The organism is Thermoanaerobacterium calidifontis, from assembly GCF_055381745.1.
Map to the genome: position 1 here is coordinate 2,490,534 of NZ_AP042436.1, position 22,230 is coordinate 2,512,763.

At 37.8% G+C, this 22,230-nt stretch carries 16 protein-coding genes; all 16 read right to left on the reverse strand.

Going from position 1 to position 22,230, the window contains the following annotated elements; all coding sequences use genetic code 11:
- Nucleotides 1-41: 41 nt before the first annotated feature.
- Nucleotides 42-689, reverse strand: a complete 648-nt coding sequence (gene fsa, locus ACZ42G_RS12895) for a fructose-6-phosphate aldolase (protein ID WP_013788937.1) — start codon at nucleotides 687-689, stop codon at nucleotides 42-44.
- A 66-nt stretch (nucleotides 690-755) separates the two neighbouring features.
- On the reverse strand, nucleotides 756-1,607 hold the full coding sequence (locus tag ACZ42G_RS12900) for a class II fructose-1,6-bisphosphate aldolase (RefSeq protein ID WP_045413153.1): 852 nt from the start codon (nucleotides 1,605-1,607) through the stop codon (nucleotides 756-758).
- A 72-nt stretch (nucleotides 1,608-1,679) separates the two neighbouring features.
- The gene (locus tag ACZ42G_RS12905) at nucleotides 1,680-2,033 is read right to left on the reverse strand and encodes a response regulator (protein ID WP_085113120.1); all 354 of its coding nucleotides are present in this window, start codon (nucleotides 2,031-2,033) and stop codon (nucleotides 1,680-1,682) included.
- 185 nt (nucleotides 2,034-2,218) lie between these two features.
- A complete protein-coding gene (locus ACZ42G_RS12910) occupies nucleotides 2,219-3,649 on the reverse strand; it encodes an N-acetylmuramoyl-L-alanine amidase (protein WP_274893563.1) in 1,431 nt (476 codons plus the stop codon).
- Between the two features lie 207 nt (nucleotides 3,650-3,856).
- On the reverse strand, nucleotides 3,857-5,770 hold the full coding sequence (locus ACZ42G_RS12915; RefSeq protein WP_274893564.1) for an FAD-dependent oxidoreductase: 1,914 nt from the start codon (nucleotides 5,768-5,770) through the stop codon (nucleotides 3,857-3,859).
- A gap of 263 nt (nucleotides 5,771-6,033) precedes the next feature.
- Nucleotides 6,034-7,818, reverse strand: coding sequence for an ABC transporter ATP-binding protein (locus ACZ42G_RS12920; protein WP_274893565.1), 1,785 nt, complete (start codon nucleotides 7,816-7,818; stop codon nucleotides 6,034-6,036).
- A gap of 29 nt (nucleotides 7,819-7,847) precedes the next feature.
- Nucleotides 7,848-9,596, reverse strand: coding sequence for an ABC transporter ATP-binding protein (locus ACZ42G_RS12925; protein ID WP_274893566.1), 1,749 nt, complete (start codon nucleotides 9,594-9,596; stop codon nucleotides 7,848-7,850).
- Between the two features lie 406 nt (nucleotides 9,597-10,002).
- Nucleotides 10,003-10,419 (reverse strand): hypothetical protein, encoded by a 417-nt coding sequence (locus ACZ42G_RS12930; RefSeq protein ID WP_085113450.1) that lies wholly within the window; start codon nucleotides 10,417-10,419, stop codon nucleotides 10,003-10,005.
- Nucleotides 10,420-10,423: 4 nt separating this feature from the next.
- Nucleotides 10,424-10,909 carry a type II toxin-antitoxin system HicB family antitoxin gene (locus tag ACZ42G_RS12935; protein ID WP_464850715.1) on the reverse strand — a complete coding sequence of 162 codons (486 nt, stop codon included), beginning with the start codon at nucleotides 10,907-10,909 and terminating at the stop codon, nucleotides 10,424-10,426.
- Between the two features lie 30 nt (nucleotides 10,910-10,939).
- Complete coding sequence (locus ACZ42G_RS12940) at nucleotides 10,940-11,191, reverse strand: type II toxin-antitoxin system HicA family toxin (protein WP_085113452.1); 252 nt, start codon at nucleotides 11,189-11,191, stop codon at nucleotides 10,940-10,942.
- A gap of 160 nt (nucleotides 11,192-11,351) precedes the next feature.
- The gene (locus ACZ42G_RS12945; protein WP_240495879.1) at nucleotides 11,352-11,447 is read right to left on the reverse strand and encodes a hypothetical protein; all 96 of its coding nucleotides are present in this window, start codon (nucleotides 11,445-11,447) and stop codon (nucleotides 11,352-11,354) included.
- Between the two features lie 304 nt (nucleotides 11,448-11,751).
- On the reverse strand, nucleotides 11,752-18,228 hold the full coding sequence (locus ACZ42G_RS12950; protein ID WP_464850716.1) for a pectinesterase family protein: 6,477 nt from the start codon (nucleotides 18,226-18,228) through the stop codon (nucleotides 11,752-11,754).
- A gap of 468 nt (nucleotides 18,229-18,696) precedes the next feature.
- Entirely contained in the window at nucleotides 18,697-20,055 is a 1,359-nt protein-coding gene (locus ACZ42G_RS12955) for a PTS fructose transporter subunit IIC (RefSeq protein ID WP_464850718.1), read from the reverse strand.
- Nucleotides 20,056-20,067: 12 nt separating this feature from the next.
- Nucleotides 20,068-20,517 (reverse strand): PTS sugar transporter subunit IIA, encoded by a 450-nt coding sequence (locus tag ACZ42G_RS12960; protein WP_464850720.1) that lies wholly within the window; start codon nucleotides 20,515-20,517, stop codon nucleotides 20,068-20,070.
- A gap of 6 nt (nucleotides 20,518-20,523) precedes the next feature.
- The gene (gene pfkB, locus ACZ42G_RS12965; protein WP_464850721.1) at nucleotides 20,524-21,456 is read right to left on the reverse strand and encodes a 1-phosphofructokinase; all 933 of its coding nucleotides are present in this window, start codon (nucleotides 21,454-21,456) and stop codon (nucleotides 20,524-20,526) included.
- On the reverse strand, nucleotides 21,401-22,228 hold the full coding sequence (locus tag ACZ42G_RS12970) for a DeoR/GlpR family DNA-binding transcription regulator (protein ID WP_014757300.1): 828 nt from the start codon (nucleotides 22,226-22,228) through the stop codon (nucleotides 21,401-21,403). Before ACZ42G_RS12970 ends, pfkB begins: the two co-directional genes overlap by 56 nt.
- Between the last annotated feature and the right edge of the window lie 2 nt (nucleotides 22,229-22,230).

Below are 22,230 nucleotides of genomic sequence, written 5' to 3' on the forward strand. Positions count from 1 at the left end.
TTTTATAAAAAAAGTCAGAGGAAATATCCCCTGACTTAAAATCATTTCTTAGGAACTGTCTCCCAATCTTTTAAGAATCTTTCAATGCCTATATCTGTCAATGGATGCTTTATCATCTGCATGATCACTTTGTACGGCACTGTAGCTATATGTGCTCCTACTTTAGCCGCTTCCAATACGTGCATTGGATGTCTTATGCTTGCTGCTATAACTTCTGTTTCAATTCCGTATATGTCAAATATCTGGACGATGTCAGACACCAACTGCAATCCATCTGTGGAAATATCGTCAAGCCTGCCTACGAAAGGACTTACGTATGTAGCGCCTGCTCTTGCTGCCAGAAGTGCTTGTGTCGCTGAAAAAACCAGTGTGACATTGGTCTTTACGCCTTTTTCGGTGAGTATTTTGACTGCCTTTAGACCTTCGGCCGTCATAGGTATCTTTATGACGATATTTTTGTGAATCTTAGCCAGCTCTAATGCTTCTTTCACCATGCCGTCGTGATCTTCTGAAACGACTTCTGCGCTGATAGGGCCGTCTACAATTGTGGTTATCTCTTTTACTACTTCTATGAAGTCTCTGCCTTCTTTAGCTATAAGAGAAGGATTTGTGGTAACACCGCATATTACGCCAAGCTCATTTGCTTCCCTTATCTCATCAACATTGGCAGTATCAATAAAAAACTTCATATTGCACACTCCTTTAAAACAAATTTATCCCATAGGGGCGGAAACCGTCCCTTATGAATCTAAAACTTAAGCTCTTCCTTCTGAGCCAAACATCCTCATCTTGTTTTTTATTACTTCTTTCATAGCTTCTTTGCATGGACCTAAAATCTTCCTTGGATCGTACACTTCTTCATCGTTTTTCAATAGCTCTCTAAGCCTTGCAGCAAAAGCTTGTCTTATGTCTGTGTCGATATTTATCTTATTTACACCTAAGCTTACTGCCTTCCTTATATCAGCTTCTGGAACTCCCGATGCGCCATGGAGAACTATAGGCATCTTAAGCATCTCTTTAATCTTTACAAGCCTGTCAAAGTCAAGTTTAGGTTCACCTTTGTATGGACCGTGTGCAGTACCGATGGATATTGCCAAGTAGTCAACACCTGTCTCTTTTGCAAACTTGTAAGCTTCATCAGGATCTGTCATAGATGCTTCTCTTTCGTCAACAGTAACATTGTCTTCTGTACCGCCGATTTTGCCTATCTCTGCTTCTACAGATACACCCATGCCGTGTGCAATAGTTACAACGTTTTTCGTCACTTCAATGTTTTTCTCGAGGGGTAACTTTGATGCGTCCATCATGACGGAAGTCCAACCATTTCTAAGACATTTCATGACATTGTTGAAATCTGTACCGTGATCTAAGTGTAATGCGATGGGAACTGATGCTTTAGTTGCCAATGTCCTTACGATTGCAGAAATTGTCTCTATGCCAGCATATTTTAAACCGCCTTCACTAACCTGAATTATGGCAGGAGATCTCATTTCTTCTGCAGCCTCAACAATGGCTTGTGTTATCTCAAGATTGCTCGTATTAAAAGCACCTACTGCATAGCCTTCTTCATTGGCTTTTTTTAATAATTCTATACCTGTTACTAACATCATAACACCTCCTTAATATATTTTAACCAATTAACGTGTATAAATCAAGAAAAAGGTACCTATGCGGTACCTTTACACTGCTACTCTTTCCAGCAAAATTTTATTTACGTATTCCTTGACTTTGAAAATGTCGAAAGGCTTTTTTATAAACCTCTCCCCTTTAAAACATTCATCGGGATCATCAGCAGACATGAAAATGATTTCCATGTCTGGGTGTCGCATTTTTAAACTTTTTGTAAACTCTAAAACGTCACACTTCCCAATATGTATATCGAAAATGCTAACGTCAGGCTTAAAATTCTCCAATTTTTCGTGGACTCTTTCAATTTCACTGCATGTTTTTGCAAGGTGTCCCTCCATCGTAAAAAGCTCTTTTAAGAGAGAACAGACACCTTTGTTATCATCGACAATCAAAATCCTCCCCAACTACAAGAACCTCCCTACTGCTTACTTACTCATAAATTAATTTTTCAACAAATTCAAACGTTTTTCTACCAACGCACACACAAATATATATATTCTACAAAAATTTTAATATTCCTTTAATCTAAAAAAAATTTTTAAAAAAGAGCGGATGTTTTTCCGCCCTTTTTAACGATGGTTCTTATATATTATGAAATAGTAGATTTGATAGTGCCACTCTTTAATTCGTTGAAATACTGTACTATGCCATTGTATATGCCTTGTGCTACTTTCCACTGGAAATTGTCATCTGTTAGAAGTTGAGCATCCGTAGGGCTCGTAACGAATCCCGTCTCCACTAAGACAGCAACCATCTTAGTCTGGTTTAATACCACCAAATTAGGCCTCTCTGATAAACCTCTATCCGTCGTATTTATTTCCTGCATTAAGTTGTCGTGTATTATTTGCGCAAACGTCTTGTCATCCCTCGTGTCGCCATTGTATCCATTTGGATAGTAAAGAACTGTTGTCCCATTTGCAGATGGTGAATCAAAAGCATCGCAGTGAATGCTTACAAACGCATCTGCACCTGCACTATTTGCCTGATCAGGTCTATCATAAAGTCCTACATACGTATCTGTGGTGCGAGACATCATTGTGCGAAATCCACCGTTGTCAAGAAGTGTCTTTAGTTTAAGCCCGATTGCCAATGCTATATCTGCTTCATGTATGCCGCCAACTCCTATTGCCCCTGGGTCAGAGCCTCCATGTCCTGGATCTATGTATATTAATGGACCGTTATTGGAAGTCTGGCTGGGACTGCCAATATTAAATGAAATGTCGAATTCCTTTTTGTCTTGTGACTGTGTTATCGTATATGGAAGGCTTGAAGACATACTTACAACAAACCTTGTTATGGCAGGCTGAAGTTGGTTCTGTCCAATATAAGCCATGTTAAGTCCACCTTGATTTATAGAGATCTGCTTATTAGCAACTGCATTTATAGCATTGTCAAAGTCGAAGTACACTCTTACGCCAGAGCTATCAGTCAGAATCCCTTTTTGATACACCAATGGGCCGTCTGCCTTCAAAGTCACTGTGTAAACGCCATTTGCATAAGTTGAGCTAAAGCTTGTGATATTTACATTGTTTGATGTTTGTGGACCTGGTGTTTTTGATGTGACCTGTATTAAATACTTATCGCCTATCCATTTCACGTCATATCCTAAGCTTTCAAACAAAAATCTCATAGGAACATACGATGTATTGTAATTTATAAGTCTTGCTGGCGCTGGAAGCTGTACTTGGTTTCCGTCGACAGTAGCGTAATTTTTGCCTATAAAAAATTTAAAGACTTTTCCCTTTACTATAGTTATCGTCTGAGTTGTCCCATCCCAGTTTACACTGGCACCTAATCCTTGTGCAATCGACCTTAATGGCACTATGGTGTTCCCGTCCAATATAAGTGGTGGATTGCCGTATGTATTAAATGGGTTCCCATCTACAGTTATGCTGACGTCGGGCACATTGTAATTTACGACTTTGCCGTCTACAACGATATTTCCACTTAATGCGTACGAAGTAGCGTGAAGTACCAAAATAAAAAGCAAAATGGATAGAATCCCGATGGCTTTTCTCAATTCTCTACCCCCTTTCGACAAAAATTCTATTATTTATAAACATATTTACATGATAGCCTATTTTTATTACAGATAAGTTACAGACACATTACAATTTATTAACTTATTATGGATAACCAGCACTTCTTGATTTTCAATATGCCATTAATAGACTTTTTTCGCCACCGTATTACAAAAAAAATACCTGTCTCCAGGTATTTTTTTGACTTATTTGTTCAAATATTTATACAATGTCAGTGTCATGTCATAGGCATCCTGCCATTTAATGTATCCAGTTTTCAAAACGTCCATATACGCTTCTTTAGATACAAGCCCTTTCTCATAAGCCAGTTTAAAAAGATCTCCACTATTGCCATTAGCTTCATTTCTGTATCCAGCATACATCAAAAGTATATCCGCAGCTTCTTCTTTCGTAAGAGGCTTGTCAACAATGTATTTTTGCAGATATTCATAATCATCATCTATAAGCTGTGATTTATCTGGTATTGACCTTTTAATCATGTTTGATGCCATATAGTAAAATGATATGCTTTTTATGCCTTCATTAAGCTTAAAATCATTTGTGTAGCCAGGCACTATAAGCCCCCAATGGAGGACAAATTTTAGCCCGTCAAAGGCCCAACTTTTTTCTACAGCTTCTTCTACTTTAAATGGCTTAAGGTACGCTCCTTGGCTTACTAATATAGACTGTATGTTCTTTATATCTTCTTCACTTTTTGCAATGTCTTCAAATGATTTGTCTTTGGCTATGGAGTAGGCTGACGCTACGCCTGCTGCATCTCCTTCTGCCATGCCTATCGGTATCGTTCTGGCAGAGCCTGCTGCTAAGTGGCTGTAGGATGCTGACCGTCCCACTACAAGTAGGTTCTCTACCTTCTCAGGCACTATGCACCTAAATGGCACTGCATACTCTACAGGCTTCCCGTACACATACCCTGTGTCTTCTGGTGATGTTGCTTGTACATCTACTGGATATGAGCCTATGGCTATCCTGTCGTAAAAGTCTCTATTGAATACAACATCGTTTATGTCAAGTGTGTAGTATCCTTTTATATGCCTCGTTTCTCTTACGTACAGTTCGTCTGCTGTGCCGTCAAGTTCTGCTTTCGCAAAGCCAGGGATGTTTTCTCTAAAAAATTGTACTATCCTTGGAAGCTCTTTCTTTGCCAGTTCCATTCCTTTTTCTATTGATGATTGGTTAAGTCCGTCTACGCCGTATATCAAAAGGGCATTTACTAATACTGTGCCATCGTCTTGCCTGCCGAGATTAAGTCCTCTTAGCCTAAGCATAGGCGTTGAAGGCTTGTAGTTTTTTGTGATGGATAGAAACCCGTTTGCAGATGTGTCGTTTATATACGTTGCTGGTATCTTTTTCTCGTATTTTATTATTTTTATCAGGTTGTTCCAGTCTATGCCTTTCAGTCTAAATACAAGTGTCGATGCTTGTACTTTGCCTTTTACACCCATGTCTTCTGCTCCGATTGTGTAAGGCACACCTGCAGATGCTGCAACTGAAGCATCCTGTGTTGCGTCGATTATCCTTTTCCCGTAGTAGTTTACTTCTTTTCCGTCCTTTAATGCTGTTATGCCTATTATCTTGTTTCCATCCATTATAGGCTTTTCAAATACGGTGTTGTACGACTGGGTGATGTTTGGAAGGCTCAAAAGCTTTGAGAATACTTCTTTTGCCTTTTTCACATCGAAGGAGTTTTTGGAGCCTATGCCTTTAAAAAACTCTTTAAATGTGCCTTGTGTAAGCAATGTGCCGTCGGGAGATACACTCATGTCTATGGTATTTAACATGCCGTACGTCATGAGGCCGCCAGGGCCATCATGCTTGTCAATTATTAATACTTTGGCGTTGTTTTTTGCAGCAGACCTTGCAGCAGCAACGCCTTCTGGCTCTGCTCCTACTACTATGACATCGTACTGGCTTTCGTCTTTAGGAAGGTTAAGCTTTATAGGGTTAGGCAAATTTGAATTTTCCTCTATAACTTTAGCTTTAGTCTCCTGTGATGATTTTTTGTACTTTTCTACATAAAAATACCCGCCTACTGCTGTGATTATTAACACTGATATGATGAAAAGCGTAATGATGATTATAAAATACTTCTTAGGCAAAAAAATCACCTCAACATATTTCTCATATGTTGATTATATCATGATTTGCCTATATTTGAATATAATTTCTTGTCCTTTCAAATAAATTTTTTTCCTCTTCTTTTGTCAACAACTTCGACATCCTATCATCCCCATCATTTTCACTTATTCTATGTAAACAATACTACAACTGGACTTTATAGTTTTGATGTGAAAATTTTGTGAAATTTATGTGATAGATAAAAATAGCGGAAGATGAAATATTCACCCTCCGCCTATATATTTTAAGCTCCTTCACTTAAAAATTTGTACTGTGACATGTAGAGGTCGTAATAAAGGCCTCTACGATTCATAAGCTCATCATGAGTCCCTACTTCTACGATTCTCCCTCCATCTACCACCATTATCCTATCGGCATCCCTTATGGTAGAAAGCCTATGGGCTATGACAAAAGACGTCCTTCCTGAAAGGAGCCTCTTTATACCTTTTTGCACAAGCCTTTCCGTCTGAGTGTCTATGTTAGATGTAGCTTCATCCAAAATCAATATTCTCGGATTTGCCAGAAGCGCTCTTGCAAATGATATAAGTTGTCTTTGTCCTACAGAAAGCCTTGATCCTCTCTCGTTTACCTCTGTATCATAGCCTTTTTCCATCTTCATTATGAATTCATGGGCATTTACGGCTTTTGCTGCAGCTATGATTTCCTCGTCTGTAGCATCCAGCTTTCCGTACCTTATATTTTCCTTTATTGTAGCCGAAAACAAAAACGTATCCTGCAACATTATGCCCATCTGACTTCTCAGCGACTCCAGCTCCACATGCTTTATGTCTTTACCATCTATCAAGACAGCTCCTTTAGACGGATCGTAAAAACGGCTTATGAGATTTACAATCGTAGTCTTTCCTGCGCCAGTAGGTCCAACAAGTGCTATGGTCTCACCAGCGTTCACTTTAAAGCTTACATCATCTAAGACAACACTGCCATTTTCATAGCCAAACGTGACATTTTTAAACTCAACATTTCCCTTGATCTTAGGCATCTTAATGGCATTTTTCATGTCTACAATATCTGGCTCAATGTCCATTATCTCAAATATTCTCTCTGCAGATGCAAACGACATGACTAAGCTATTGTAAAAATTGCTTATATCAAGTATAGGCCTCCAGAACATGCCTATATACATGGTAAATGCTATTATTGTCCCGATTGTAATGCCGTATCCCATAAACTTTGCGCTAAAATAATAAAGTATGACAGCCCCAATCCCATAAGACGCATCAACCATAGGCCAAAAAAGGTCATTCAATCTTACAGCTTTAATAAAACTGTCCATCATATCCTTGACAAGCTTAAAGAACACTGAAGAAGTCTTGTCTTCATTTGCAAACTCCTGCACGACTTTTATCCCTGAAAAATCTTCATGTGTGTACGCATTAAATGTAGATCTCTTTCTTCTAAATTCCTGCCATCTTCTTCTCGATAAAGTCTCTACCGAAAAAAGACCAATCACAAGCATCGGCAACAATATCATAGAAGCCAAAGCCAATTTGCTGTTTAAATAAAACATCATGGCACCAACACATATTACTGTAAGAATCTGTGGTATAAAGTTTGTAACGCTGTTGTTAAATAAATCCTGCAGTGAATTAACATCTCCTATGACCCTTGCCAAAATTTTGCCTACTGGCCTGGAGTCAAAAAATGAAAACGAAAGCTTTTGTATGTGGCTATATAGTTCGTGCCTTATATTTAAAAGTATGTCATTTGTGACAGATGCCATCTTCACTATCCTGGTTCTTGACGCCATCATTGATAGAAAATTTAATACCACCATCAAAATACCGATTATGAATAGACCATTTATATCGCCATTTCGTATGTTTTTGTCAATAGCCGTCTTCATAAGAACTGGATTTATCAAGCTTACAGCCATCTCAAATATCAAAAACATTATCACCACAAATACCTTAAATTTATATTTTCCAAGGTAACTAAAAAGCCTTTTCAATATGACGAAATTTGACATTCGCCTTAAGTCTTCGTCTTGCTTCACCGTATTTTTAGCCATTTTCCCGCCTCCCTCTTTTTACAAATATTTTAGCTGCAAGCATCCGGTATACCGTACTCTTCATCGCTAAAATCTTTAAACTGCTCTAAGTAAATCTCATAGTACCTGCCTCTTTTTCCTAAAAGCTCATCATGCGTTCCTTTCTCAACGATTCGTCCGTCTTCCATGTAAAGTATCATGTCTGCGTTTTTAACAGCCGATATTCTGTGAGCAATAATAAATGTCGTAGCATTTTTTCGCCTTTCACTTAAATTTTTTAAAAGCCTAAATTCCGTATCCATGTCAAGAGCAGATGTGGCATCATCAAGTATCAATATCTTGGCATCCCTTATAAGGGCTCTGGCAATAGCTATCCTTTGCTTTTGACCACCTGATAATCCTATGCCCCTTTCACCTACTATCGTATCGTACTTGTCGTCAAAATCCTCAACAAAATCATCTGCACAGGCCAATCTTAATGCTTCCTTTACTTCTTCAAACGAAGCATCTTCTTTTCCAAATCTCACATTTTCTTCAATGCTTTCAGAAAATAAGAATGTATCTTGCTGCACCACCGCCATCTGGCTTCTCAAATCGTGAAGATTTATATTTCTTACGTCATAGCCGTCAACGTACACAGCCCCATCAGAGACATCGTAATACCTCCCGATGAGATTTACCAAAGATGACTTTCCAGAGCCGGTAGTGCCCATTATGGCAACAGTTTGACCTGCTGAAACCTTGAAATTTATATCTTTTAAAACCATATCATCATTGTACTTAAAAAACACATGCTTAAACTCCACATCACCTTTTAATTCTTTTATCCTTACAGAATCTTCACTGTCTTTTATAGATGGAACTATGTCCATGATCCTCATTATCTTTTTAGCTGACGCATCTGACTGTGCAATCAGATTTGTCAAAAATCCCAGCATTCTCATAGGCCATATAAGCATGTATATATATCCGCTAAAAGCCACCAATTCTCCAATAGATAGAGAGCTTCTGATTACCAACATGCCACCAAAGACCACTAATATGACGATAGAAAAATTCGTCAAAAAATCTATAGGCGGAAAATACTTAGCCACTATCCTGTTTTGCTCCATGCTAAGCTCAAAATTTTCATTATTTAAGTTTAAAAATTTCATGATCTCGTACTTTTCTCTCGCAAAAGCCTTCACAAGCCTTACGCCAGCTATATTCTCCTGTGCCGCCGTATTCATAAGCACACCTTGGTCGCTTAGTTTCCCATAAGATATGCCAATCTTCTTTTCAAACTGAAGCGCAAGATATCCAATGATAGGCATTCCCAAAAGACTTACTAAAGTAAGCTTCCAGTTTATAAAAAAGAGTATTGTTGATGCAGTGATAAAATATATCATGTTTTCGATAAAAAGCCTTATGCCAAATGATATGCTCCTCCACACATTGTCAACATCTTCACCTATCCTGGACATAAGCTCACCTGTATTCATATTATCAAAAAAGCTAAAAGGAAGGCTTTGAATGTGGTCAAAAAGGTCCTTCTTTATGTCTACGCTTATCTTTGCTGACAGCACATCAAATATATACTCTCTTAAGTATCCTAATACGGTCCTCACTGCTGTGATGGCAATAAAAGCCCACAAAATTGGCCAAAGAAGGCTCTTGTCACCGCCTAAAAAGACCTTATCAGTAATTACCTCCTGTAGGTATGGATTAAACATATCAAGTGCGATTGCCAATACCATGGCAATAGACGGCACTATCACGTATAATTTGTACCTTAAGACGTATTTTAAAACTCTCCTCAAAAAAATCCCCCCTTAAGAAATAAAGACTGTACAAGAACATAGTCTTATACAGTCTTTTTAAGCAAACTTCGATACACAATAATCATAGGTACAATTATCGTGCATAAAAGCAAAGATCGTGTTTTGACTGTGTTCTTAAACAATTTAAAGTATAGCAAACAAAGCCAATAAATTACCATAAATTTACGGCTACAAAACAAAATGCCATACTTTTGCCATTTTCAGTCTAATGGCTTATTTAAGAACACCCTTAATCATCACAATCTTTCCTTTCAAAGAGAAACTACAGATATTATACCACTGAGGACAAAACAATTGCAACAAATTTTAGTAAAAAAATCCTCAAAATGATCAGAAGCTTAACAAGCATTAAAAAAACAGGAATCAAACCTGCTTTTTTGATTTTTTAGTTTTTATTATTTTTTAATTTAACAATTGGCGGTAAAACATATGGTTGTTTTAACATTTCATTAGTAATAAAGCTAACGATAAAACTCATTTTATCCGCCATAAAATTCAAAATATCTATTATATTTTCTTCAATTTTTTTTATTGTTATAGTTTGTTTGAAATTAAATTTTCCTATTAATTCAATTTCAATATTAAATATTGTCTTTGGTTCAAATCCTATTTGACTTATTAATTTTATTTCAGCATAATTATCATCAACATGCAATATTTCATATTCAAATTCTTCTACAGGTTTAATGTCATCATCATTTTCAAGAATAGTATTAGATACTATTTCACCAGCAACTTTATTAAGTATAATCTCATTGTTTTCAATTTTTTCAATAATACTTTCTTTTTTTTTCTTAGACATAATTTCACCTCATTGCTAATTTTTCTATTATATCAATATTTGAATTTTTTCTCTCATGCCATTTATCTTTAGATTTTTTGTTTATTTTACTTGTAACTACTACATTATAATTTATATTCACGTTTCTTTCTCCTTTTTTATATCCAATAGCAAACGAAAGTAAATTCTGAATTAGATTATTTAAACTTATTTCTTCTTTTTCGGCCATTTCAGAAAGTATTTTATGCATAGTTTTTGGCATTCTTAAAAGAATTTTCCCACTATAATCATTTTCATCTTTATATTCATCAAATTCAGGAATCGCTCTGTTTAATTCTTTTGCAGTTTCTACCCAGCATTTTATAGCGTCTTGAACATTTTTTAAAGCTTCTTCTGGAGTCTCACCATCACTCATACAGCCTGGCAATTTAGGTACATAGGCTAAATAGCCACCACCATCTTTTTCAGAAAGTTTAACAAGTTCAACTTTATAATTTAATTCGTTTGCCATTATTCCAACACCTCTCCAATCAACACCAATTTAATCATAATATCTAATATCCTGAATCATCTTTAAGGCTTTTTTAACATAGATCTCTTTGACAAAAGGTTTATTTTTAGGCACTGTCAATATATCCGCTAATTTTGGATGGAAATATGTTACATGACTAGAACCACTTTTTGGTTCTCGCACACCAAAACCAAAATGTCTTAAAATTTTATCAAGTTGTTCATACCTGACATTCTTAGGATTCTTCTCCATCTTTTCAAAGAGTTTTTCTATTTGACTCATTGAAATCCTCCATATATAAGCATTTCCAAAGCGAAATTATCTTATACATTTTGATACTATATATAATATCATTTTTGATTAAATAATTCAACATTTCTATAAAAAAATCCTTAATGTTTAGCTTTCTTTATATTCAAAAAAACTGGAACTTCAATTGTTTTTACAGGTTTTTCTCATAAAAGTACTCATCAAGCTTTAGTGATGTATCTGCATCAAAATACCTTTCGTCACATTCTACGCATTCAAATACTGGCACATGCTCAATACAATAAGCTTATCATTTACCCATTTTTCTATTCTCGTCTCTTTCTTTTCTAATTTCCCACCACACTTAAACACATGTCATTCATGATATTTATATCCTCTTGTTCTTTCATCAACCCATTTGGGTAATTCTGGAGTAATTGACCTTTTAATATCAATTTCTTGATCATTTTTATATCAAAATCATTCATATATTAATAACCTTTAATTTAATTACATCATATCAAATATTTAAACTATGCTTTACAAAAGCTAACTGCCAACAGCTTCTTAAGAAGTGTTGGCAGTTGAAATGATTATATGTTTCCGCTTTTCTCCAATAAGCCGTATATGATAGCCGCCGCTTCTGCTCTCGTAGCTACACCTTTAGGTGCAAATACGTTATTTGGTTCTCCATTTACTATTCCTAATTTCGCTGCGTTTGCCACTACGTTTCTTGCCCAGTCGCTTATGGATTTGTCATCGCTAAATGATGTGGCACCTAAGTTTTCCTCTTTGTACTGTGTCAGCATCTCGTATGCCCTCATGGCTATTGCTGTCATCTCTTCTCTTGTTATGCTGTCATTTGGCCTTGCGTTCTTTCCATCACCTTCTATTAATCCTGCTTTGTATGCTGCCTCTATTGCGTTTGCATACCAGTCTCCACTCTTTACATCGCTAAATTCTCCATTGTAGGCTTCTTCTTTTATGTTTAATAGCCTTAGTATCATTGCTGTGAATTCTGCTCTCGTTACTGTCTTGTTTGGTTCATACTGGCTGTCTGTCATCCCTTCTACTATGTGCCTTGATGCTAATACTTCTATTACGTCTTTCGCCCAATTGTCTTTTATGTCATTAAATGTCTTGTCGTACTCAAATGCCGCATATTGTGAGAAGTGCGTCGCATTGAATGTTATTGTTCCAGATGACACGTCTACTTTTCCACCCACGTATTCCCATTGATTTGTTGTTGGGTTGTAGTAGTAAACTGCTACTTTTCTTGGATCGTTGGCTTTTGATATATTTAATGTTACTTCTACTGGTTTTGCCAATGTTGCATTGCCACTGCTACTGCCTATCGTTATGTCTACTACATTAGAAAGTGGCACATAATTTGTCACATTAGGCTTTCCATTGTCTTTTATTGATACATTGACACCGTTTTGTATCTGGTTTTGGTTAAGTGCATCTTTCGTAAGTGTTATTGATGCGTTGTCTGATTTTATGACGATGTCTTTGCCGTTAGCTGCACTTGTATCTAAAATATCTTTTGATATCTGTACGACTTTCTGTTGTCCTTGGCCTATTGTGGTTATGTCAAATACGACTTCCTTGTCTTTTGAATTTACTATCAAGTCTTTAGCTTTTCCTGCATCAAGCGTCAATGTGATAATGTTGCCATTCTTTGTTATTACACCTATTGTATTGCTTACAGCACCACTATTGTTGCTTATATTACTTGTGCTGCTTCCACTGTTATTATTTGTACTGCCTGTGCTACTGCCGCTATTGCCGGTACTGCCGCCAGTGTTTCCACCTTCCTGACCTGTAGTGCCATTACCATTGTTGCCATTATCGCTTGGATTTACTATAACCGCAACATCGTCTTGAGGATCTATATTAAAAGGTATCCAATCTCCAAGAAATGCTGTTATGGCCTTATCTGCAGTGGAAATATCTGTGCCGTCTGTCAATTTCCCATCCTTAATTACTGTAGCCCATGAAACTCTTTGAGATGTATTGTCAGTACCTGCTAAGGCTTCCATAGTATCATATTCATACATCTTCGGCGATGTTCCTCCGAGCGTTGAAAGCCACCCTGCTGGCTGTATCAGTGATTGTAAAGTTCCGGAATAATCAGTAGGTTCTATTATAGTCTTATCAAACACAACTTCACTGGTATTTGCCAGCCAAGGTCTACCAAAATAACCAGGTTTAGAATGTTTTGTAGATGCAGTATCAACACCAGGTGTCGTTGATGTTACAGTACAATTGTACATCAAGAAACCTCTCCCAGATGATTGCTGAGCAGCGGTAATATACCCTACATCGTTGCTGGCATCGCTTGTGTTGAAAACAAGCTGACACTTATAGAAAACTGCTGTCATAGGTCCAAATATATAATCAGTTGAACCCATTATTACGCTTTTATTAAATGCTGCTATTGAATTGTTTCCACCATATAGTGTATCTTGTCTTCCAACAAATCTACAATTGTTAAAGTAAATTTGTTTCGCATTATCAGCTATTGCAAGCGCAGCAGCTCTTTCTACAAACGATTTATTTTGGACTGCAGTGTCACCTGCATCTGTAGGTCTTACGCCTTTATTGCCAACATCAGGCACTACCACATCATTAGCCTCTTTATCAGATATATATTGGTTGTATGAATTTTCAAATATTATCCCATCTGCCTCAAATCCATCAGCATAGACAACCACTGTTGCATTCCAGAAACTTCCATTAGTAGTGCCTGCACCTGGATTGTGGTATGTCAAATAGCCGTTTGCTTTATTTACAGCTAATAAATCTGCATGATACTTGCCATCTGGACCCATGCTATAGTAGCTATACCCCGTACCATAATATGAAGTTATTCTTACTGCATTTTTGTCAATTCCAACGCCCTCATTTGTTAAATTAATACTTGGTTGTGTGCTTGCATTTTTTATGGTAACATTGGGCACATCTATGACCAACATCTCTTCGTAATTACCTGGTTGAACTTCAATAGTAACTCTTTCGTTATTGGGACGATACATCGCTCTAACAGCATCTAACGCATCACTAATTGAAGTATAATCACAATCTTTTGGTCCTACAGTTATAGTTTCTTTATAAGGAACAGGAGTATAAACCCTGATACTGGTCAAATATGTTTGTGATGCATTATTGCCAGCAATACCAGTTAAAGTCACGTATCCATCGCTTTGTGCAACATAAGTAGCCGTCTTAATTTGATTTGTGCTTCCTAAGTTGACATCTACATTTGTAGTAGCGTCATTATTAAAATTAAATGCCGCACTACTTGTGTAACTTACAAAGACTATGTCTCCTGATTTTACAGGAACATCTATAGTTCCGCCTTTGGAAAGCAGCAGATAATAATTATTTTCAGAGACTCCACTGCTTGAAAGCTTAAGACCTAAATAGTAGTTAGAACCATTAATCGCCTCAATGCCTGGTCCCAATGCAATGGAGTTATACATAGCAAAATCCCATTTTGTTATAGGTTTAAAATTCAAATCAACTGTATTAGGTGCATCTTTTACTATTAAATCAGGTGTTGGAGTTAATACAACCGGATATTCACCTGTTCCTTTTATGCTAATCTTATATTGCCCATCTCTTAAACTAATGTTGCTATCAGTTAGATTAAACGTATAGCTATAGCCTGGCTCGTTTATATTTGTAAATGTAATTGTAGCACTATTTTTTATAGAATCGTCAAGTCCTGTTGTATTTACAGTAATTTGATAAGTAGGCTTTGGCGTAAACACAAAATCATGCGTTTCATCGCTATTCGCACTTATTGTATTTTCATTAAGGGTATAATCATTAACACCTTCCGCATCTAAGGTATAAGTTACACCAGTCTCAAGCTGAACAGTGTAAGAGCCATCACTTGATATACTTATTTGTGGCACATAAATATTTGAAGATACAAAGTTTAGTTTCAACTTTGCCAGGGCATCCTGCGAGAGCCCTGTAATATGTCCTGTCAATGTTACAAGAGACGCCTTTTCTACACTGACATCAAACGTCTGATCGCCAGCACCATTTGCTATTGACAGTGTTTTCGCACTTGTAATAAGGTATCCATTGGCATTGTTTAGGCTTACGTCATAATCATAATTCTCGTTTAATGTTACTGTGTATTTCCCATTGACAACATCTGCCGTTGTAACTTCTCCGTTTTCTTTATTTGTGAATGTAATTCCATAATTCGAAAGATCTGACGGAGCTGATACTGTGCCACTGACAGTTACTGGCCTTGTATGCTGTCTGTAAACTCTGGCCACTACAAGCTTTTCATCTTTAGAGTATATCTTGTAAAGTCCTTCTTCAGATGCATAGAATGTCATTACACTCGCAATACTTGAACCTAAAGTATGGACTTGTGTAGAAACATTTCCGCTGGGTGACTGAAAAACAATTGTAGAAGGATTTCCGTTTGATGCTACTACCAAAGTCACAATATCATCTTTTTGCAAGTAAACTCCTATATATACATTAGGATTTGCACTTGAATTTGAATAAAGATACCCTGAATAAGTTATACTTCCATCACTGCTTTTCAAAGATTTCGGGTCATACCGGGTTAGACTTGTATTTATTGTCCTTAGCCTGTGTGTGTTTAATTTTCCTCCATCGCTAAAGACAAATTCTCCATTGTTAAGCGTAAAACCATTTATTGTAACACCTAATGTTCCCGGAGTAACACCTGGATACAAGCTATTTATAATGTCCACCGTTAATTTATTGTTATATTTTGTCGGATCTAACTGTTCCGCGCCAAAGTCCCATACATCTATCTTGTTGTAATCTATCGTCTCCGTTCCGCCACCTTCCTGACCTGTAGTATCTGCCTTGGCAGTAGTAAATGTAACTATTGGTCCAAAAATAGTATTGTTTTGATCATCTGTTGCTTCAACAGTTATTGTATACTGAGTATCTGGATTAAGTCCCGTAAGGTCGTAAGTCGTAGTGTTTCCATCAGCCTTTCCTAATATGGTGCCGTCTGCACCTACAAGCTGATATCCTGTATAAGTGCCAGTAACTGCACTTGTCCACGTTATCGATGCACTGTCGTACGTCACATTCGACACTGTAGCTGTGCTATTTGATGGCCACTCTGGAATCTGCGGCTGTGTAGTATTTTCCGTAAACTGTATATTAGTTGAATGAACAAGATGCCATGGATTTACGGGAGTCGTCTTATCGCCATCATAATTAGGAGTAGAGCCATAGAAAACTACATTATTGAATGTACTGTTTTTCAAATAGTAAATCTTCGTCTGATACGTTCCAGCGCCGAAAAATACATTGTTGAAAGTAATGTTGTAATCAAATCCATCCGGCGCACCCTGGAACATTATGGCGTATTTTTTAGATCCATTTACCGTACAATTTTCCACCGTAATATCGTGGAATGTCGGTTCATCTGGAGCCCAATTGCTGGTATCTGTAGGCAATGCGCTTGAATATCCATCCGTTAGCAAGAATGGTGAACCATCATTATCTGTTATATACGCAAGGGCACTATCTCTAAATGTAATATTTCTTGCGCCTCCTCCATTGCCGCTTTGAGATTTACCTCTTAGCCCTATAGCGGTTCCATTTATGACGTTATCCTCAGCTAAAATGTTCTGGATCCACGCTGCAGTATGACTGCCCATAGCTATTACACCATGTCCTCTGCCAAAGTAGTTGTCAAACACCCATGCATCTCCCGTTGGAGGGTTTTGTTCACCTGAAAGTCCAACGCCTGCATCGAAGTTGACATCGTCATCCCCTGTATTGAATACAGAATTTACGACAGTCAAACCTGTGCTGTTGCCAAAATCTATGCCATCGCCATTATTGCAGTCATAAGTTGAGGCAATCAATTGGTTTAAAACAACATTCTGCGAATTCGTGACAGATATTGTATGGAAAGACGGATTTGCCACCGTAAGCCCGTCACCGATGTAAAGCCCATTGACATTGTTAAATACCATCAAGTTAGACCTTGTAGCATAGGCATTGCTGGTACCTTGAGATGAATATTTATTAAACTGATTTAAGGCAAGGTGGTTTTTCGCAGTAGTCGATATGTTGCTGCTATTTCCCTTTTGATACTGATCAAACTGATCATCAATAGGCACGCTGGTATCTTTGCTGGAAACTTGCGCCCATCCATTGCCGTTTATCACGCCATGTCCTACAATCCTTATATTTTGATACTGTATCGTATTACCGTACACATCCGTGCTGACTGTAGAAATAAGAGGCGCTGACTTCTGTCCTACTTGGCTCGTATCAGTATCGTATGGATTTGGATATTGGTTTGGATCTGTGGTACCTAAAAGCGTACCTTCTACATCAAGTGTCATATTGCTTTTAAGATGTATAGGTCCTGTGACAAATATTTTCCCTGCAGGCACCAATACAACGCCACCGTCTGGACATTCGTCAATCGCCTTTTGTATTGCTGCCGTATTTAAAGTACCTGATGACGGTATTCCATTTACATCGTCCGCCAGCACGCCATCACCTATAGCGCCTGTTGACTCTATATTTATGATGTTTTCACTCGGTATTGAAGGCGCAGTGCTTTGAGTTATTGTAACTGGCGTTGATGTATTGCCATTAGCATCTACAGATTGTACTTGAATCGTATACAGCGTATCAGGCTTAAGCCCTGTAAGCACAAATGAATGCATAGAAATCTTATATGCACTCATCACAGTATTTCCACTGTCATCCTTTAAATCTCCTACATTATTATCGTAAAATTGCTTAATATATGGACTTGCCACTGTTTGATTCTCACTTGCATAGTACACTTGTTCATATACACTATCGCTTACAGTAATCTTGTAGTCGGTAATATCACTGTAATTGTCTGGTTTATGCCAAACAAGCGTAAAACCTGTATCGGTTACAGAACCTGATAAGACTTGAAGATCAACAGGTGCAGCCGGTCCAGAAGAAGTGGTGTCTGCAAATGCTTTACTCATTGGCATTGTAAAGACCATTAAAAATGCCAATAAAAATGAAATGAAGCTATTGAGTTTCTTTCCTATACCCATCATTTCCCCTCCTAAAACATGATATTGATTTTTCAATCATTTTAATTTACCAAATATACTTATAAACCTTTTCACCTCCCACTTTTAAAATTGACATCATTTAACAAAATTGTGCGAAAGAAGTTTTTTAGACACACTTGTAAAGCCTATTGCAAGACTGCTAAATTTATGCACACGTTAACAATTTTGGTTGCTAAAAATTCTCGTGAAAAATGCAAAGATTTAGAAATTTCGCAAAGCAACATAAAAACAACGACAAATAATACCATGAATAAATAATAATATAATGTTAAAATCATTAGATTTACATATTTTAGGTCGAATCGTCTTATTCAGCTTCTTATGTAACTGTATCTAATTAATTGTTAACGTGAACACTTTCCTTGTATTTAATTATATATCTTCTCACACCAAATGTCAATAACAATAAAACATCGCCCCATATTTTGGAGCGATGTTTTATATCAATCACGATACTTTCTTTTTCAAAAGCCCTATCATGAAGGCTGTCACAACCATACCTACAAGTATAGCAAAAATGTATAAGAGCGGATTTGATACAGCGATTGGTATTACGAATATCCCGCCATGAGGCGCTCTAAGTTCTATATGGAACAACATGGAAAGTGCGCCTGTAACCGCGGATCCTACCATAATGGAAGGTATTACTCTAAATGGATCTGCTGCAGCAAACGGTATAGCGCCTTCTGTTATAAATGATGCACCTAAAACCCATGCTGCTTTGCCTGCTTCTCTCTCTTCTTTCGTAAATCTATTTTTAAATATGATTGTTGCAAGCGCTAAACCTAAAGGCGGCGTCATTCCTGCAGCCATAACCGCAGCCATAGGCATAAACACATTCGACGCCAAAAGACCTGTTGCAAATGTGTATGCTGTCTTGTTGACAGGGCCACCCATGTCAAATGCCATCATAAGTCCTAATAGCGCGCCAAATATGACTGCATTTGTGGAGCTCATTCCCTTAAGCCAATTTGTAAGACCTGTCATTATGGTCTTCATAGGTGTACCAACAACGTATATCATGAGAAGACCTACGATAAGCGTCGATAATACAGGCAGTATAAGGACTGGCATTAAACCTTCCATCGTCTTAGGCAATTTTATGGTCTTTTTCAGGTAGTAGACTGTATAACCAGCGAGAAAACCAGATATGATGCCGCCTAAAAATCCTGCACCAGTTGATACTGCCAACATACCTCCTACCATACCCGGTACAAGTCCAGGTCTATCTGCTATAGAATAAGCCAAAAATCCCGAAAGTATCGGAACCATAAGTGCGAATGCAGAGCCACCGCCGATTTGCATCAATGCAGCAGGCAATGTACCCGGTACCTGGAATGCTTTGTAGCCCCATAGGAATGAAAGTGCTATGGATATACCACCAGCGACGACAAATGGAATCATGTAGGATACACCTGTCATCAAATGCTTGTAAGCGCCTGTCCTTTGGCTGGCCCTTTCTTCATGAATCTTTTCCACTTTTTCTACGTAGTTTTTCGGTTTTTCCATCTTCAACGCTTTTTCGATCAATTCTTTTGGATTTTTTATAGCTTCCTCAACCGGAACTTCCAGTATAGGTTTACCTTCGAAGCGGGACTTGTCGACTTTTGTCGCAGCAGCAATTATGACTGCATCCGCTTCATTTATGTCGTTTTCTGTCAATTGATTTTCTGCCCCTATAGACCCTTGTGTCTCCACTTTTATAGCCACATTAAGCTCTTTACCTGCCATTTCTAAGTTCTCTGCAGCCATATAGGTATGGGCTATACCTGTAGGGCATGCAGTAATGGCAACAATCTTTTTCATCAAAAATCCCCCTTACTCATATTTTTTGAAAGCATTTATGACATCCTCGTAAGTCTCAGCCTTATTTAGTTCATCTCTCACCTCCTCATGCATCAATGACCTTGAAAGCTTAGCTAAAATCTTAAGATGCAAATTGTCAGAATCCTCAGGTGCTGCAATAAGAAAGAACAGATATGCTGGTTTCCCATCCATGGAATTATAGTCTATTCCATCTTTCGACTTTCCAAAAACTAATGACGCCTTTTTCACTAAGCTGCTTTTCCCATGCGGTATTGCAACACCCATTCCAATGCCTGTGGAGTACTCCTCTTCCCTTTTTAGCACTACCTCCAAAAACTTTCCTTCGTCCTCAATGGCTCCTTTTTCTGCCAATGGCCTTATAAGCTCTTTTAGCACAGATAATTTATCTTTCGATTTCAAATCGAATATCATCATGTCTTTGTCAAGCATCTCTTCAATCATCGTTTATCACCTTTCTATTACTTCAATTTCAACCTTTTTCTTAAGTTCTTCCACATCTTTTAAAGAACATGCCTTAGTGCCTTCCCTCATGATAACGGATGTAGACGCAGATGATGCTATCTTCATAGTGTCTTCTACAGGAAGATTCTCGCTTAGTCCATAGGCAAAACCTGCCACGTAGGCATCTCCAGCTCCTACCGTCCCTTTCACTTGAACCTTTATCGGTCTTACTTTATACGCCCTCTCTTTGGTCACCACGATGCTTCCACTGCCGCCCATCGATACTGCCACAATTGAAATTCCACTTTCAATTATTCTCACGCCTTCTTCAATAATCTCATCAACACTTTCAAGATTTTTCTTTGATACCCTTCGAAGTTCATGGATATTGGGCTTTATCATGTATGGCTTTCCTTCTATGCCAAGCTTTAAAGCATCTCCGTCAGCATCCAGTATGACTTTTGCGCCTTTTTCGTTGACCTTCTCAATTATTTGTCTATAAAAATCCTCCTCCATATTAGGAAGCAAGCTTCCTGATAAAACAATCACATCCGATAAATCAGCATGCTCATTTATGCTCGAAATTAGCTTTTCTATTTCATCCTGAGAAACATCTGGACCAGCTTCGTTTATATCAGTATAAGTATGGTTAATCTCATCAACTATCTTTATGTTTGTCCTTATGTCACTTTTGATTTGGACAAACCTGCAGTCAATCCCTGATTCCTTTAAGACATTTTCGACGTACTTGCCGTTTGGTCCCATAAAGCCTAAACACTTGACGTCACAGCCTAAATTTTTTAAGTTTTTTGCGACATTTATGCCTTTCCCGCCTGCATCAATTATGGTTCTTGACACCCTGTTTACTGCACCTAATCTAAAATCATTTACTATTAGCGTCCTGTCTATCGCCGGATTTACCGTCACCGTCGTAACCATCTAATACATCCTTTCCAAAGTTTAGTACATCCACATTGGCTTGCTCGTACTTTCTAACTATCTCGTAGTCCAGCTCGTCATCGGTTATAATGGCAGTTATATCGCTTAAGTCTGCAAATTTTACAAAAGACTTTTTCCCAAACTTGGTGTGGTCTACAACTGCGTAAACCTCATTTGATACATCTATCATGGCCTTTTTCGTGTTTGCCTCTATAATATCTGGTGTCATAAGCCCATTCTCATACGATATGGCATTAGCACCAATAAAGGCTTTGTCAACCTTAAAATTTCTTATCACCATCTCAGCTATAGGACCAACAAGCGCTTTTGTGTTTAACCGCTCTATGCCACCTGTCACTATAAGCTCAATATTGTTGCGGTTTGAAAGCTCTATAGCAATAATAGGAGAGTTTGTGACAACTGTAAGATGTATATCTTCAAGTGATTTTGCAATCATCAACGTAGTAGTGCCGGCATCAAGGATTACAGAATCGCCTTCCTCTATAAGTGAAGCTGCCATCTTGCCAATCTGCATCTTTGACGGAAGCTCGTAATCCTCTTTTTCCACAAAAGACGGCTCGTAGTGTGTATGCGTATTCAATATGGCGCCGCCATGTGTCCTCTGTATAAACCCGTCAATCTCCAACATCTTTAGATCTCGTCTTATAGTGGACTCAGATACGCCTAAGATTTCGCTAAGCTGAGACACTGTAATGCTTTTATCCTTGCTTAGTATCTCGGCTATCTTCATCCTGCGCTCTTCCCCAAACATTC